The 16,220-nt window shown below is 68.3% G+C and carries 13 protein-coding genes; 9 read left to right on the plus strand and 4 right to left on the minus strand.

Annotated elements, in window-relative coordinates:
• Positions 1–98 precede the first annotated feature (98 nt).
• The 3 genes from secD to WS66_RS26260 all read left to right on the plus strand — a co-directional run bounded on the left by secD (position 99) and on the right by WS66_RS26260 (position 4,783).
• Entirely contained in the window at positions 99–2,120 is a 2,022-nt protein-coding gene (gene secD / locus WS66_RS26250) for a protein translocase subunit SecD (protein WP_059608277.1), read from the plus strand.
• Between the two features lie 18 nt (positions 2,121–2,138).
• Positions 2,139–3,089 carry a protein translocase subunit SecF gene (secF, locus tag WS66_RS26255; protein WP_059608276.1) on the plus strand — a complete coding sequence of 317 codons (951 nt, stop codon included), beginning with the start codon at positions 2,139–2,141 and terminating at the stop codon, positions 3,087–3,089.
• Positions 3,090–3,247: 158 nt separating this feature from the next.
• Positions 3,248–4,783 (plus strand): S41 family peptidase, encoded by a 1,536-nt coding sequence (locus tag WS66_RS26260; RefSeq protein ID WP_179955269.1) that lies wholly within the window; start codon positions 3,248–3,250, stop codon positions 4,781–4,783.
• 21 nt (positions 4,784–4,804) lie between these two features.
• Here the strand turns inward: WS66_RS26260 and WS66_RS26265 are convergent, their stop codons facing one another.
• The 4 genes from WS66_RS26265 to WS66_RS26285 form a co-directional block, all read right to left on the minus strand.
• Positions 4,805–6,082 carry an MFS transporter gene (locus tag WS66_RS26265; RefSeq protein WP_059608275.1) on the minus strand — a complete coding sequence of 426 codons (1,278 nt, stop codon included), beginning with the start codon at positions 6,080–6,082 and terminating at the stop codon, positions 4,805–4,807.
• Between the two features lie 175 nt (positions 6,083–6,257).
• Entirely contained in the window at positions 6,258–6,839 is a 582-nt protein-coding gene (locus tag WS66_RS26275) for a YceI family protein (RefSeq protein WP_059535372.1), read from the minus strand.
• A gap of 66 nt (positions 6,840–6,905) precedes the next feature.
• Entirely contained in the window at positions 6,906–7,466 is a 561-nt protein-coding gene (locus WS66_RS26280) for a YceI family protein (RefSeq protein ID WP_059608347.1), read from the minus strand.
• A gap of 8 nt (positions 7,467–7,474) precedes the next feature.
• Complete coding sequence (locus WS66_RS26285; protein WP_059608274.1) at positions 7,475–8,035, minus strand: cytochrome b; 561 nt, start codon at positions 8,033–8,035, stop codon at positions 7,475–7,477.
• 258 nt (positions 8,036–8,293) lie between these two features.
• Here WS66_RS26285 and WS66_RS26290 point away from each other — a divergent pair, with 258 nt between their 5' ends.
• The 6 genes from WS66_RS26290 to WS66_RS26320 all read left to right on the plus strand — a co-directional run bounded on the left by WS66_RS26290 (position 8,294) and on the right by WS66_RS26320 (position 16,023).
• Positions 8,294–8,959 carry a paraquat-inducible protein A gene (locus WS66_RS26290; RefSeq protein ID WP_059608273.1) on the plus strand — a complete coding sequence of 222 codons (666 nt, stop codon included), beginning with the start codon at positions 8,294–8,296 and terminating at the stop codon, positions 8,957–8,959.
• Complete coding sequence (locus WS66_RS26295; RefSeq protein WP_059608272.1) at positions 8,956–9,585, plus strand: paraquat-inducible protein A; 630 nt, start codon at positions 8,956–8,958, stop codon at positions 9,583–9,585. Before WS66_RS26290 ends, WS66_RS26295 begins: the two co-directional genes overlap by 4 nt.
• A complete protein-coding gene (locus WS66_RS26300) occupies positions 9,578–11,197 on the plus strand; it encodes a PqiB family protein (protein WP_059608271.1) in 1,620 nt (539 codons plus the stop codon). Before WS66_RS26295 ends, WS66_RS26300 begins: the two co-directional genes overlap by 8 nt.
• Positions 11,194–11,931, plus strand: coding sequence for a PqiC family protein (locus WS66_RS26305; RefSeq protein WP_059608270.1), 738 nt, complete (start codon positions 11,194–11,196; stop codon positions 11,929–11,931). Before WS66_RS26300 ends, WS66_RS26305 begins: the two co-directional genes overlap by 4 nt.
• Before the next feature lie 503 nt (positions 11,932–12,434).
• The gene (locus WS66_RS26315; RefSeq protein WP_059608268.1) at positions 12,435–14,558 is read left to right on the plus strand and encodes a site-specific recombinase; all 2,124 of its coding nucleotides are present in this window, start codon (positions 12,435–12,437) and stop codon (positions 14,556–14,558) included.
• Positions 14,559–14,724: 166 nt separating this feature from the next.
• Positions 14,725–16,023 (plus strand): THUMP domain-containing class I SAM-dependent RNA methyltransferase, encoded by a 1,299-nt coding sequence (locus WS66_RS26320; RefSeq protein ID WP_059608267.1) that lies wholly within the window; start codon positions 14,725–14,727, stop codon positions 16,021–16,023.
• Positions 16,024–16,220 lie beyond the last annotated feature (197 nt).

Consider the following 16,220-nt stretch of genomic DNA (forward strand, 5'->3'; position numbering starts at 1 on the left):
CCGAGCGTCCGGCTCCCCGCGTCGTGCCCGCCTGAGAGAGCGGGCCGCCGCGGCGCCGGACGCGACGCTTTCACGCCAACCACCCGTTCGGCCCCCTCATGAATCGTTATCCACTCTGGAAATATGTCGTGATGGTCGTGGCGCTCGCCATCGGCCTTCTGTACACATTGCCCAACTTCTTCGGCGAAGCGCCGGCGGTGCAGGTGTCGAGCGGCAAGGCCACGGTCAAGCTCGACTCGACCACGCTGACCCAGGTCGAATCCGCGCTCGCCTCCGCGCAGATCACGCCGGACGACGTCACCTTCGAGAACACGGCGTCCAACGCGAACATCCGCGTGCGCCTGAAGGACACCGATACGCAACTGCGCGTCAAGGACCTGCTGCAGAAGTCGCTGAACGCCGATCCGAACGATCCGCAGTACGTCGTCGCACTGAACCTGCAAAGCGCGTCGCCGCGCTGGCTGACCGCGCTGCACGCACTGCCGATGTATCTCGGCCTCGACCTGCGCGGCGGTGTCCACTTCCTGCTCCAGGTCGACATGACGGGCGCGCTCACGAAGAAGCTCGACTCCGACGCATCCGATGCGCGCACGCTGCTGCGCGACAAGAACATCCGCGACGGCGGCGTGAGCCGCGTCGACCAGTCCGTCGTCGTCAATTTCAGCGACGCGCAGACGGCGGAAGACGCCCGCAAGGTGCTCGCCGCGTCGGTCACCGAACTGCAATGGGCGACCCAGCCCGGCGGCGGCGGCACGCAAGTCGTCGGCACGTTCACGCCGGCCGTGCAGAAGGCCGTCGAGGACGCCGCGCTCAAGCAGAACCTGACGACGCTCCACAACCGCGTGAACGAACTCGGCGTGTCCGAGCCGATCCTGCAACAGCAAGGCAGCGACCGCATCGTCGTCGAACTGCCGGGCGTGCAGGACACCGCGAAGGCGAAGGACATCATCGGCCGCACCGCGACGCTCGAGGCGCGCCTCGCCGATCCGATCAACACGCACCCGAACCCGAACGACCCCGTGCCGCCGGGCGAGGAGCTGTTCACGCAGGGCAACCAGGCGCCCGTTCTGCTGAAGAAGGAAGTGATCTTCACCGGCGACCGCATCATCGATGCGTCGGCCGGCTTCGACGAACACCAGCGTCCGTCGGTCAACATCCGCCTCGACTCGGCGGGCGGCCGCTCGGTGCGCGCGGTGTCGCGCGAGAACATCGGCAAGCCGATGGCGATGGTGCTGTTCGAGAAGGGCAAGGGCGAGGTGCTGACGGTCGCGACGATCCAGTCCGAACTCGGCGACCGCTTCCAGATCACGGGCCAGCCGACGCCGCAGGCGGCGGCAGACCTCGCGCTGCTGCTGCGCGCCGGTTCGCTCGCCGCACCGATGGACATCATCGAGGAACGCACGATCGGCCCGAGCCTCGGCGCGGACAACATCAAGATGGGCGTCCACTCGGTGATCTGGGGCTTCTGCGCGATCGCCGTGTTCATGATCGCGTACTACATGCTGTTCGGCGTGATCTCGGTGATCGGCCTGTCCGTGAACCTGCTGCTGCTCGTCGCGGTGCTGTCGCTGATGCAGGCGACGCTGACGCTGCCGGGTATCGCGGCAATCGCGCTCGCGCTCGGCATGGCGATCGACTCGAACGTGCTGATCAACGAGCGCGTGCGTGAAGAACTGCGCGCCGGCCAGCCGCCGCAGATCGCGATCCAGGCCGGCTACGCGCACGCGTGGGCGACGATTCTCGACTCGAACGTCACGACGCTGATCGCCGGCCTCGCGCTGCTCGCATTCGGCTCGGGCCCGGTTCGCGCGTTCGCGATCGTGCACTGCCTCGGCATCCTGACGTCGATGTTCTCCGCGGTGTTCTTCTCGCGCGGGATCGTCAACCTCTGGTACGGCGGCCGCAAGAAGCTGAAGTCGCTCGCGATCGGCCAGGTGTGGAAGCCGGAAGGCGCCACGGCTGGCGCCTCGTTCGCCGCGGCTGACGAATCGACCGATACCGCACGCGCCGCGAAGCTCGCCGCACCCGCGAAGGGCAACGCACCGCGCGCCGGCAAGCCGCAGCTGCGCAACCGCGCGCAGCAAGGCGTGTCGACGAAGAAACCGGGCTCGACCCAATAAGGCCCCGGAGACGAAGCCATGGAATTTTTCCGCATCCGTAAAGACATTCCGTTCATGCGGCACGCGCTGGTGTTCAACGTGATCTCGCTGGTCACGTTCCTCGCCGCCGTGTTCTTCCTGTTCCACCGCGGGCTGCACCTGTCCGTCGAATTCACCGGCGGCACGGTGATCGAGGTGCAGTACCAGCAGGCCGCGCAGCTCGAACCCGTGCGCGACACGCTCGGCAAGCTCGGCTACGCCGACGCGCAAGTGCAGAACTTCGGCACGTCGCGCAACGTGCTGATCCGCCTGCAGCTGAAGGAAGGCCTCACGTCCGCGCAGCAGAGCGACCAGGTGATGAGCGCGCTGAAGGCGCAGAGCCCGGACGTTACGCTGCAGCGCGTCGAGTTCGTCGGCCCGCAGGTCGGCCGCGAACTTGCGACCGACGGTCTCCTCGCGCTCGCGTGCGTGGTGATCGGCATCGTGATCTACCTGTCGATCCGCTTCGAATGGAAGTACGCGGTCGCCGGCATCATTGCGAACCTGCACGACGTCGTGATCATTCTCGGCTTCTTCGCGTTCTTCCAGTGGGAGTTCTCGCTGGCGGTGCTCGCGGCGATTCTCGCGGTGCTCGGCTACTCGGTCAACGAGTCGGTCGTCATCTTCGACCGGATCCGCGAAACGTTCCGCCGCGAACGCAAGATGAGCGTGTCGGAGGTGATCAACCACGCGATCACGACCACGATGTCGCGGACGATCATCACGCACACGTCGACGGAAATGATGGTGTTGTCGATGTTCTTCTTCGGCGGCCCGACACTGCACTACTTCGCGCTCGCGCTGACGGTCGGCATCATGTTCGGCATCTACTCGTCGGTGTTCGTCGCGGGCTCGCTCGCGATGTGGCTCGGCATCAAGCGCGAAGACCTGATCAAGGAAAAGAAGACGGCGCACGATCCGGACGATCCGAACGCGGGCGCGCAGGTTTAAACACCGCGTCGTTTCGGCGGATACCAGAAGGCCGGTCCTGTTGGACCGGCCTTTTTTCATGCGCGAGCCGCGCCCGCGTCCTCCGGCGCGACCGCACGGGCCGTCGGCTACAATCGCTTCACCATCCCGCCCCGCCACCCGTCCAAGCCGCGGTCCTCATGATGCCTGCCACGCGTGTCGTTCATCGCATCGTCGCCTGGAGTACCGGTGCCGCCGCCGCGGCCGCGTTCGTTGCATGCGCATCGGCCGCCCGCGCGCAATCCGCGTCCGCCCCGCCCGCCGCTGCTGCCGCGGCGTCACAACCGTCACCCTGCCCGCCCGACTGGGAACCGCAGCTCTGCGAACTGAAGGCCGCGGTCGAAGTGCTGAAGAAGCAGCACCTGACCGACGTCGACATCGGCGCGTTGCTCGACGCCACCGTGCACGACGGAATCAAGACGCTGCCGTATGCGCGCTTCTTCAATGCAAAGGAGGAACAGCAACGGCGCGACGACGAGCGCCGCGCACGCGACGGCACGCCGGGCATCGGCATCGTGTTCGAGACGCGGCCCGACGGCCTGCACATCATCGACGTGATCCCCGACGCGCCCGCCGAACAGGCCGGCGTGCGGCCCGACGATCTCGTCGTCGCGATGAACGACCGTAGCGTCATCGGGATCGACAGCAGCGAGGTCGTGAATCTCGCGAAGGGCGACGCGGGCATGCCGCTGAAGCTCACGGTCCGGCGTGGTCCAAACCATTCGACGCTGACCTTCGCGCCGGTCCGCGCAATCGTCCGGCCACACCCGGCGACCGCCAAGCGGCTCGCCGGCGACATCCTGTACACGCGGCTGTCGAGCTTCCCGGAGCCCGCGGTCGGCAACTATATCGACGCGGTGCAGGCCGCGCGCCGCGCGGGGCCGCCAGTGAAAGGCGTGATCCTCGACCTGCGCATCAACGGCGGCGGCGCGCTGAATGCGGCGATCGGCATCACCGCGCTGTTCGCCGGGCGCGACCGCACCGCGATGGTGACGCTCGAGCGCGACGGCACGAAGCGTCGCCGCTTCACGACCAACTGGCCCGACTACGAACTGCCGGTCATGCACGGCCAGGATCCGCTCGCACGGCTGCAGGCAGACGACTGGTGGCGCAGCGTGCCGCTCGTCGTGCTCGTCGACGGACAGAGCGCGTCGGCCGCCGAAGCGACAGCGGCGGCACTGAAGGACCTCGGCCGCGCGCGGCTGCTCGGGATGCCGACCTACGGAAAGGGGCTCGCGCAGACCGGCGTCGACCTGATCGACGGCACACGCGTCAATTTCACGTTCGCGCGCAACCTGCGGCCGAACGGCTGCCCGATGGACGGTTACGGCGTCGTGCCGGACTGGCTCGTGCCGCCGCGCCACGACTCGGACGTCGACGGCGTGCTGCTGTGGTACCGCGAAGTCGATCTCGCCCGCGCGCCGTATGCGGACCGGCTGGCGCCCGATCCGTTCGCGCAGGTACGCAAGGCACGGCAGAAACTGCGCGAAGCGCGCGTGCGCGAGAAAATCGATACGTCGAAGAGCGCGGCGCTGCCGCAGCGGGAATTCGGCACGGATGCCGACTGGCAGCTCCGGCAGGCGCTTGACGCGCTCGCCGGCCGGCCGGTGCAGACCATCGCGGCGCCCGCGCAACTGATGCCGGCGCAGCCGGTATGCGAGCGCGGCAGCGACTGACGCGCCGCCGCGCACCCCGCGTCACCTGAACCCGAACCGCCGGCGCAGCACGATCAGCGCCGCGAGGCTCAGCACGGCCGCGAACATCAGGTAGAAGCTCGGCGCGGTCTTCATCCCGGTCGCGCGGATCAGCCACGCGATGATGAACGGTCCGAAGCCACCGAAGATCGTCACCGCGACGTTATACGCAAGCGACATCCCGGTCGTGCGCGTCTGCACCGGAAACACTTCGGACAGCAGCCCGGGCAGCGCCGCGAAATAGCCGGTCATCAGGAACGCGAGCAGCACCTGCAGCGCGATCAGCGTGCCGAAGCCCGGATGCGCGACCAGGTACGCGAACGCCGGATAGATCAGCACGAGGATGCCGACGGCCGGCGCGAGCATCACGCGCACGCGTCCGTAACGATCCGACCAGTGGCCGACGAGCGGTGCGAACGCCATCTGGATCACGCCGACGACGAGGATCGCGGCAAACGCGGCCGACGGCGCAAGGCCGAGCTGCTTCACGCCGTAGGTCGGCATGAACAGCACGAGATAGGTCGCGACGGTGCCGAGCACCACCACGCCCATCGCGGCGACGAGCCGTGCCTTGTGCGACGCGAACGTGTCGCGCAGCGGGCTCGCGGTGCTTTCGGCGGCGAGGAATTCGGGCGTCTCGTCGACCTTCGAGCGGATGTAGTACGCGACGGGCCCGAGCAGCAGCCCGAAGAAGAACGGGATGCGCCATCCCCACACGGCCATCTGGTCGGCCGTGAGCTGCGCGTTCAGCACGGTGCCGAAGCCGGCGGCAAGCAGCGTCGTGAGCCCCTGGCTCGCGACCTGCCAGCTCGCGAAGAAGCCGCGCCGGCCCGGCACGTGCTCGGCCAGGAACGCGGTCGCGCTGCCGAATTCGCCGCCGGCGGAGAAACCCTGCATCAGCCGCGCGGCGACGAGGATCAGCGGCGCGGCAACGCCGATCGTCTGGTAGGTCGGCAGCACCGCGATCACCAGCGTGCCGGCCATCATCAGCAGGATCGACAGCGTGAGCGCGGCCTTGCGGCCCGCGCGGTCGGCATACGCGCCGAGCACGATCGCGCCGAGCGGGCGCATGAAGAAAGACACGCCGAACGTGCCGAGCGTAAGCAACAGCGACACGGTGTCGTTGCCGGCCGGAAAGAACAGCTTCGAGATCGTCACCGCGAAGAAGCCGTAGACGACGAGGTCGAACCACTCGAGCGCGTTACCGATCGACGCCGCGACCACCGCGCGCCACACGCGCGGCGACGAGGCAATGGAGCTGGACTGCGTGACGGCGTGCATCGGCGATCTCCTTGTCGTTGTACGTTGTGTCGGGCGCGCCGATTCTCGCGCCGCGCGCTGCGCCGACGATTATAGGCGCGCAAAAAAAACCGCCGCGCCCCCTGAAAACGGGAGCGCGGCGGCTGGCTCGCGACGGGCCGGCGGCGTGACGCGGCGGCCAGCCCGGCCGCGCGCGTTACTGCTGCTTGACGGCTTCGGCCGTGATCAGCAGCTTCGTCTTCATCTTGAAGCCGTACTGCTTGCCGTAGTCGAGGCCGAAATCGTCGCGGCTGAATTCGCCGACGGCGTCAACGCCGCACACTTCGCGCTTGAGCATCGGATGCGGCATGCACTTGAACGAATCGATCTTCAGCGTGACCGGCTTCGTGACGCCGTGCAGCGTCAGGTTACCGACCACCGACACCGGCTTGTCGCCGTCGAACTTGATGGCGCCCTTGTAGTTCGCCTGCGGGAACTTGGAGACGTCGAAGAACTCAGCCGTCTGCAGGTGCTCGTCGAGCTTCGCGCTGCCCGTGTGGATCGACGCGATGTCGGTCGTCACGTCGACCGTACCGGTCTTCGCCGCGCGGTCGAGCGTCACGGTGCCGCTCGACTTGTCGAACTTGCCGCGCCAGACCGACAGGCCGCCGAAGTGGTCGGCCTCGAAGCTCGGGTACGTATGGCTCGGGTCGAACTGGTACGTCGCGCTGTCAGCGAATGCCGAGAACGACAGCGAAGCGGCCAGCGCGCCCGCGGCGATGATCAGATGCTTTTTCAAACGCTTTCTCCTTGGAACGACGCCGCGCCCTCGCGCGGCATTCGGGGTGATGCGACAACCCGCCGCTTACTTCGTGGCGACGAGATGAAACTTGATCTGCACTTCGTCGGCGACGATCGACGTGTCCTTCCACTCGCCGGTGCCGACGTTGAACGCCGAACGCTTGATCGGCAGCACGCCGTCGAAGGTCTGCGTCGGACCGCTCTGCGTGACCGTGACGGGCACCGTGACGGTCTCGGACTTGCCCTTGATCGTCAGCTTGCCGGTTACGTTGTACTTGTTGCCGCCCGCCGGCGCGATCGCCGACGACGCGAAGGTCGCCTGCGGATACGCCTTTGCGTCGAACCAGTCCTTGCCCGCGACCTGGTCGTTGTACATCTTGTCGCCGAGGTCGAAGCTCGCGATGTCGATCGTCATTTGCGCGCTGCCCTGCGCGGCCTTGGCCGGGTCGAACTTCACCTGCGCGGAGAACTTCCTGAATGCGCCTTCGGTCGGCACGTTCATCTGCTTCGACACGGCGGACACCTTGCTCTTCGCGAGATCGACGTCGGCGTGCGCCGCGGCCGACGCGACAAGTGACACCGCGGCGAACGCGGTCAGCATGGAGCGGGAGAAAGACACTTTCATGGGATCCTTCATTTGGCGGAGGGAAGCATCCGCGACAGCAGGCCGTCGCGGTCCAACAACTGGTGCTTGAGCGCCGCGAGCACATGCATGGCGACGAGCGAAAGCAGAATGTAATTCAAAGACACGTGCAGCGTCTTGAAGGTTTCCTTCAGCGCAGGATCGGGATCGATCAGGCGCGGCAGCGGCACGATGCCGAGATAGACGACCGGGATGTTCGACGCGGAGCTGTACAGATAGCCCGTAACCGGAATCACGATCATCAGCACGTAAAGCAGCATGTGCACGCCGTGCGACACCGCACGCTGCCACGCCGGTGTGTCGCCCGGCAGCGGCGGCGGCAGGTGGGTCGCGCGCCACAGCACGCGCACAACCGCGAGCGCGAACACCGTCACGCCGATCCACTTGTGCCACGAGAAGTACTTGAGCTTCGTCGGCGTGAAGCCGGGGATGTCGGTCATCACCCAGCCGAGTGCGAAGCCGCAGACGATCAGCAGCGCGATCAGCCAGTGCAGCGCGATCGCGGTGTGCGCGTAGCGTGCCGGCGAGGCCGGCGGCGATTTCGATGCCATCATGGATTCCTCAGTTGAGCGAACGGCTGCGCCGGTAAATTCGTCCGACGCTTGTCACGGGCGCCATGCTACCGCAACCTTTTGTCTCGCGCGGACTCCGAGGACAGGCGCGTCAGCCTGCTGCCAGGTTTGCGCCATGTTACCGACCGGTCACCCGGCAACGGGGCGTTGACACGCCGAAAAAGCCGTTTTGGTAAGATTGGCGCGGGTTCCGGCCCCGTCGACGCGTTCCCCGCCCGTCGCACAACCGCCTTTTCCATGCAACGACACGACCTGATTGCCTGCCACGAATGCGACGCACTGTTGCATAAACCGCGCCTGAGCGGTCGCGAAATCGCGCGCTGCCCGCGCTGCGACGCACTGCTCTATCGCAACAGCACCACGCAGATCGAGCGCATCAGCGCGCTTGCGGTCGCGGCACTCGTCACGTTCGTCATCGCGCAGGCGTTCCCGATCCTCGAAATGGACCTGAACGGCACCCGCGTGCAGACGACACTGATCGGCGCGATCGACGCGCTGTGGCACCAGGACATGGAGATCGTCGGCGTGATGGTGTTCTGCTCGACCGTGCTGTTCCCGCTCGTCGAGATGGCCGCACTGCTCTACGTGCTGCTGCCGATCCGGCGTGGCGTCGTGCCGCCGGGCCTCAATTTCGTGCTGCGCACGATCCAGCTCGTGCGGCCGTGGGGGATGATCGAGGTGTTCATGCTCGGGATCGTCGTGACGATCGTGAAGATGGTGAGCCTCGCGCGCGTCGTGCCCGACGCGGCGCTGTTCGCGTTCGGCGCGCTCACGCTGATGACCGCCGTCGTGCTGATGTTCGATCCACGCACGCTGTGGGACATCGCCGACGACCTGCGCGCCGGGCGCACGCCCGCCACGCCCGACGGCACCGCTTCGCCGCCGCAAGCGCCCCGCCAATGACGATGCCGACCGCCGCCCGCGAGGGCTACGCCAGCTGCCACGCATGCGGGCTCGTGCAGACGATCGACCATCCGCACGCGCATTGCGCGCGCTGCGGCAGCACGCTTCACTTCCGCACGCCGAACAGCATCACGCGCACCTGGGCGCTGCTGATCGCGGCCGCGATCCTCTATATTCCGGCGAACCTGCTGCCGATCATGCGCACGTCGTCGATCGTCGGCTCGCAGGAGGACACGATCATGAGCGGCGTCATCTATTTCTGGACGTCCGGCGACTGGCCGCTCGCGGTCGTCGTATTCGTCGCCAGCATCCTCGTGCCGATGCTCAAGCTCGGCGTGCTGACGATCCTCGTCGGCACCGCGCAGCGGCGCACCGTGTGGCGGCCGCTGCAGCGCACGCGCCTGTACCGGATCGTCGAGCGGATCGGCCGCTGGTCGATGCTCGACATCTTCGTCGTGACGCTCACCGTCGCGCTCGTCCATTTCCGTTCGCTCGCCGTCATCACGGCCGGCCCCGGCGCGCTCGCGTTCGGCTCGGTCGTGATCCTGACGATGCTCGCGTCGATGCAGTTCGATCCCCGCCTGATCTGGGATCCAGTCGAAACCTCAGGGAAACACCATGAATAGTCCGCAAGGCCCGCAGCAAGACGCGTCCCGGCCGCCCGATCCGGCGATCTCGACGAAAAGCGGCTGGCTGCCGTCGCTCGTCTGGCTCGTGCCGCTGATCGCCGCGCTGATCGGTATCGGCCTCGTGATCAAGTCCGTGCGCGAACGCGGCCCGGAAATCTCGATCAGCTTCCACAGCGCGGAAGGGCTCGAGCCGGGCAAGACGCAGGTCAAGTACAAGGACGTCGAGATCGGCATGGTCAAGACGATCAAGCTGTCGAAGGACCTGTCGCGCGTGCTCGTCCAGGTGCAGCTGAAGAAGGAAGCCGAGGACTTCGCGGTCAAGGGCTCGCGCTTCTGGATCGTGCGTCCGCGCGTCGGCGCGACCGGCGTGTCGGGGCTCGGCACGCTGCTGTCGGGCGCGTACATCGGCGTCGATGCCGGCCACGGGCAGGACACGCAGACCGACTTCACCGGCCTCGAGACGCCGCCGGCCGTGACCGGCGACCAGAAGGGCACGCAATACGTGCTGCGCGGCGATTCCCTCGGCTCGGTCGACATCGGCTCGCCCGTCTACTACCGCCGCGTGCAGGTCGGCCAGGTGGTCGGCTTCTCGCTCGACAAGGACGGCACGGGCGTCACGTTCAACGTGTTCGTCAACGCGCCGTACGACCAGTACGTCGGCATGAACTCGCGCTGGTGGCAGGCGAGCGGCGTCGACCTGCGGCTCGATTCGAGCGGCCTGAAGCTGAACACGCAGTCGCTCGCGACCGTGATCCTCGGCGGCATCGCGTTCCAGACGCCGCCGAACCAGGACAGCGGCGCGACGGCGCCGAACAACACGACCTTCCGCCTCGGCTCCGACGAGGCGGACGCGATGCGCGATCCGGACGGCCAGCCGCTGCAGGTCGTGATGAACTTCAACCAGTCGCTGCGCGGGCTCGCGGTAGGCGCGCCGGTCGACTTCCGCGGCATCGTGCTCGGCGAAGTGACGAACATCGGCATCGACTTCGATCCGAAGACCAAGAACTTCCTGATGCCGGTGACGATGAACGTGTATCCGGAGCGGCTCGGCCCGCGCTTCCGCGAAACGATCGAGAGCAAGGGCGAACCGGCCCGCCGCGAGATCGTCACGCGCCTCGTCAGGCACGGGCTGCGCGGCCAGCTGCGCACCGGCAACCTGCTGACGAGCCAGCTTTATGTCGCGCTCGACTTCTTCCCGAAGGCACCGGTCGTGAAGATCGACGCGGCACGCCAGCCGCTCGAGCTGCCGACCGTGCCGAACACGCTCGACGAACTGCAGCTGCAGGTCGCCGACATCGCGAAGAAGCTCGACAAGGTGCCGTTCGACCAGATCGGCGCGAACCTGAACAGCGCGCTGTCGAACGCCGACAAGCTCTTCAAGCAGCTCGACACGCAGGTCGCGCCGGAAGCGCGCGACACGCTGTCGGCCGCGAAGCAGACCTTCTCGACCGCCGAGGCGACGCTGCAGCAGGATTCGCCGCTGCAGTCCGACGTGCGCGGCGCACTGAAGGAACTCACGCGCACGCTGCAATCGCTGAACGCGCTCGCCGACTATCTGGAGCGCCATCCCGAATCGCTGCTCAAGGGCAAGCCAGGAGATCAACAATGACGACGACACGCGCGAACATCGTCGCGAGCGGCGCGGCGGCAGTCTTCGCCGCGCTTGCGCTCGCCGCGTGCAGCTCGCCGCCCGCGCGGTTCTATACGCTGAGCCCGGCCGACGCGGCCGCGCCCGTGCGTACCGCGCCCGCCAACCCGTCGTTCCTGATCGAGGTGCCGTCCGTCGGCGTGCCCGAGCAGGTCGCGAAGAACCAGCTCGTCGTGCAGAAGAACGCCGCGCAGGTCGACGTGCTCGAACAGGAGCGTTGGGCCGCGCCGCCCGCCGACGAAATCCGCCGCGCGTTGTCCGACGACCTCGCCGCGCAGCTCGGCACGATCGACGTCGCGAATTCCGCGTATCCGGCCGGCGTGCCCGTCTATCGGATCAGCGTGAACGTGCAGCGCTTCGAGTCGTGGCCCGGCAAACGCGCGGCGATCGATGCGGTGTGGAGCGTGCGCGCGCTCGGCACGCAGGCCGTGATGACGTGTCGCACGAGCGTCGCGGAACCGGTCGCCGACGGCTACGACGCACTCGTCGCGGGCCACCGGCGCGCGCTCGACGTGATCGCATCGCAGGCCGCGTCCGGCGTGCGCGCGATGGCCGCGCGGCGCGGAGCCGCGGCTGCGTCGGCCACCTCGACGACCGCGTCCGGCAAGGCAACGGCCGCCGCGCCCGCCGTGCCTTGCCCGGCCAGTCCGATGCCCGGCGACGATGCGGGCGCGACGGGCAAATCCGGCGCGTAAGCGCGACGCGCGGGCCGGCGGCCGATGCATGCGCGGCACGGCTGCACTCGGCACACGCCGCCCGATAGTCATCGTCGGCATCGATCCGCGTGCGCATGCAACCGCGCACGCGAACCTGCCGCCCTCGCCGCCACTGCCTGCGCTGCTCGGCATCCATCGGCCGGACGGCGGCTTTGCATTGTTTGTCAAAATCCGCCGGAACCGGCACCATGCAACGCGGTCGGCTTGCGTTTTCGCGCCCGATTGACGATCCTACGCACTTTCCGGCTCGCGCCGCTCGTCGCGCGCGCACGCCGGCGGCGATCCGCCAGTGGTATCCGGTCCGATCGCCGCGTCTGTCGGGGCGCGCATGCGATCCGCGTGGTCCGCGCCGGGGCAGCCGCATCGCGGGTCGCCGCGCATCGTCCGCGCCCCCCGATCAGCCTCACCGTTCTCCCCGGCGCCGCGCCGTGTTCCGGCCGGCATCCCGAACCCGCCCGTCCAGGGCTTTCGCTATTCCGTTTATGTTTCGTTCCCTGACGACCCTGATCAAGAAGTGGCGCGCGTCGCGCAATGCGGGCCACCAGCTCGATGCGCTGCTTGCGCATGCCGACGCGGACGCGTCGTACGCCGAACGCAGCGAATGGCTGATCGAGCTCGCGCACTGGCTGCGCCGCAACGGCGCGATGCAGGTCGCGCACGACACGCCGGCCGAACGCGACGCCGACGCGCGCGCGTATCCGGCGCACGCGCGGCTGCGCTACCTGTTCCACGTGCTCGACCGCAATCCCGCATGGAAATCGCACGCCGCGCGCATCCTGCGCGGGATTCTGCGCGAATGCGACGGCATCTCGCTGCTGTGCGACGCGGGGATGCCCGTACATTCCGGCTTCTTCGGCGCGCTGTTCGAGCGCATCGACGCGTCGCTGATCCCGCCCGCGCCGAACCGCCGCGAACTGACGGCGCTGTTCACGCTGATGTTCCCGGCACCCGGGGACGCGCAATGGATCGACGCGCTGCCCGATGACCTGCTCGCGCGCCTCGCCGAGCTGTTCTCGTTCGACGTCACCGACGAAGAGCGCCACGAGCCCGGCTCGTTCTCGCGCGACCTGCTGGCCGCGCTGCACAACCTGACCTGCCAGATCAGCTCGACCGGCCTGTCGCAGACGGTGCGCAGCCGCCTGTCCGACGACGACGCGCGCAAGCCGCTCGAAACGCAGCCGTTCTATCGGCTCACGCGCGCGATGCTCGCGGTCGAGACCGCGCACGCGGCCGTCGAGGACGGCGGCGACCCGAGCAAGCTGCTTCATGAGGTGAACTACCTGCGCGTGCTGCTCGACGAATGCCGGATCGCCGTCGACGATGTGTTCGCGCACCTGTACCGCAACGGCGTGTCGGTCGACATCGTGTTCCAGGTCGAACGGATGCGCATGCGCATCCTGCGCGCGGAAATGCTGCTCAACGCGTGGATGGCACGCGACGACCTGCGCGGGATGGCGCGCCTGACGGCCGAACTCGTCGACGCGAACCAGAACAGCCAGAGCGTGTCGCACCTCATGCGCAGCAACTTCTCGCTGTTCGCGCGCAAGCTCGTCGAGACCAACGCGGACACCGGCGAGCACTACATCTCGCGCGGCCGCGCCGAGTACCTGAAGATGCTGCGGATGGCCGCGGGCGGCGGGCTCGTCACCGTCGTGACCGTGTGCGTGAAGTTCGCGATCACCGGCGCGCACCTGCAGTCGATGCTCGAAGGGTTGCTCGCGGGCGTCAACTACGCGGCGAGCTTCATGCTGATGCACTTCCTGCATTTCACGCTCGCGACCAAGCAGCCCGCGATGACCGCGCCGACGCTCGCGCGCGAGCTCGACGACACCGGCCACGAGGAAGGCGTGAAGGCGTTCGTCGCGTCGGTGATCGCGCTGATCCGCACGCAGGCCGCGGCGATTTCCGGCAACGTGCTCGTCGTGCTGCCCGTGTGCCTGCTCGTGCAGCTGTTCGCCGGCAACCTGCTGCACGCAAACCTGATCTCGCCGGGGAAGGCGCACGCGACGCTGCATTCGTTCTCGCTGCTGGGCCCGACGCCATTCTATGCGGCGCTCACGGGCGTGCTGCTGTGGGCGTCGAGCCTGCTCGCGGGCTGGGCCGACAACTGGTTCGTGCTGCATCGGGTCGGCGACGCGCTCACGTACAACCGGCGGCTGCGGCTCACGCTCGGCGCGTCGGGTGCCGCGAAACTCGCGCACTTCTGTCGCTCGAACGTCGCGGGCGTCGTCGCCAACGTGGGTCTCGGCCTGATGCTCGGCCTGATCCCGGCGATCGTCACCGTGTTCCTGTTCCCGTTCGAGGTGCGCCACGTGACGCTGTCGGCCGGGTCGATCGGGATCGCACTCGGCGTGCTCGGCAAGGGCGCGCTCGGCACGCCCGAGCTGTGGTGGGCCTGCGCCGGCGTCCTGAGCATGGCGATCCTCAACGTGCTCGTGAGCTTCGCGCTCGCATTCACGATGGCCGTGCGCTCGCGCAGCCTGCGCCGCACCAAGGTGCGCGCGCTGGTCGGCGCGATCGTCCGCACGGTGCTGTCGAAGCCGTCCGCGCTGTTCTGGCCGGCCGGCACGCCGGCCGCGCGGGCCGGCCAGCCAGGCGCTCACTGACCGTCCGACGGCGGCGCGCAGCCCGAGGCGGGCGTCGCCGCGCGGGCCTGCCGGCTCGCCGTCGGGCCCGGCACACCGGGACCGGCGCGCCGAATCGGATGCAACGCCGGCTCCGGCCGCCCGCGCCGCGTACAATAGTGGACTTTTGCACGTCCTCACCCGCCTTATGTCCTCGCCCACCCTGTACGAATTCTTCGCTCCCTGCCCGCGCGGCCTCGAAGCGGCGCTTGCCGCCGAGCTGGCCGAAATCGCCGGCCGACATCTGGACGGCGCGCCGTTCACCGCGGGCGCGCAGGTGCCGGGCGGCGTTCATTTCCGCGGCGGCTGGACCGCCGGCATGGCCGCAAACCTCCATTCGCGAATCGCGAGCCGGATCCTGCTGAAGATCGCGCACCGCCCGTACCGCAACGAACAGGACGTCTACGCGCTGGCGCTCGAGCAGCCATGGGAGCGCTGGTTCGCATCGACGCAGACGCTGCGCGTCGACATCACCGCGATCAAGTCGCCGCTGAAGAGCCTCGAATTCGCGACGCTGCGCGTGAAGGATGCGATCTGCGACCGGATGCGCGACAAGACCGGCGCGCGCCCGAGCATCGACACCGGCGCGCCGGACGTGCGCGTGTTCGCGTTCCTGACGGCCAACGAGTGCACGCTGTACCTCGATACGTCGGGCGAGCCGCTGTTCAAGCGCGGCTGGCGCCTCGACAAGGGCGCGGCGCCGCTGCGCGAGAACCTCGCGGCCGGCATCTTGCGCCTGACGGGCTGGACGCCCGGCACGCCGCTGTATGACCCGATGTGCGGCAGCGGCACCTTCCTCGCGGAAGCCGCGCAGATCGCGCTCGGCGTCGCACCGGGCGTCGAGCGCCGGTTCGGCTTCGAAAAGCTCAAGCAGTACGACATCACCGCATGGCAGGGCCTGAAGGTCGCGGCGCTCGACGCGAAGCGCGCGGCGCGCGGCAAGCGCGATTCGCTCGGCGTGTACGGCAGCGACATCTCGGGCGACATGCTCGAGAAGGCGCGCGCAAACCTCGAGCGTGCGGGCGTGCCGTCGGTGTGGCTCAAGCAGGTCGACGCGCGCGGGATGACGCCGCCGTGCGACGGCCCGGGCATCATTCTCGCGAACCCGCCGTACGGCGAGCGGATTGAGGTGCGCGGCCGCAGCGCGCGCGGCGAGGTGCGCGAGACGGGCCGCAACCGCGGCAACGACGACGCATTCCGCCGCACGCACACCGACGCACCGGACAGCGAATTCTTCAACGCGCTCGGCGATGCGCTCAAGCAGCGCTTCACGGGCTGGCAGGCGTTCCTGCTGACGTCGGACCGATCGCTGCCGGGGCTGCTGCGCCTGCGCGAATCGGCGAAGACGCCGCTGTTCAACGGCGCGCTCGAATGCCGGTTGTTCCGCTTCGACCTGATCGCCGGCAGCGTGAAGGCACGCCCCGCCGCGCCGGAAGGCGACGCCTGACACGCGAGACGGCCGCCGCGGCCGCCTGCTGACACCCAGACGACGCCCGGCCTGAGCCGGGCGTTGTTCTTTCCACCACCCCCACGCGGGCAGTGCCTGCGTGCCGCGCCGCCCCCGCGCGCCGATGCGGTTCCCGCACCGCCCCCGCCCGCCAAAGCCGTCAGCCCTCCCTTTTGTCAGCACCGCCACGACTACTG

The sequence above is a fragment of the Burkholderia sp. LA-2-3-30-S1-D2 genome, assembly GCF_001523915.2.
GTDB classification, from domain to species: domain Bacteria; phylum Pseudomonadota; class Gammaproteobacteria; order Burkholderiales; family Burkholderiaceae; genus Burkholderia; species Burkholderia diffusa.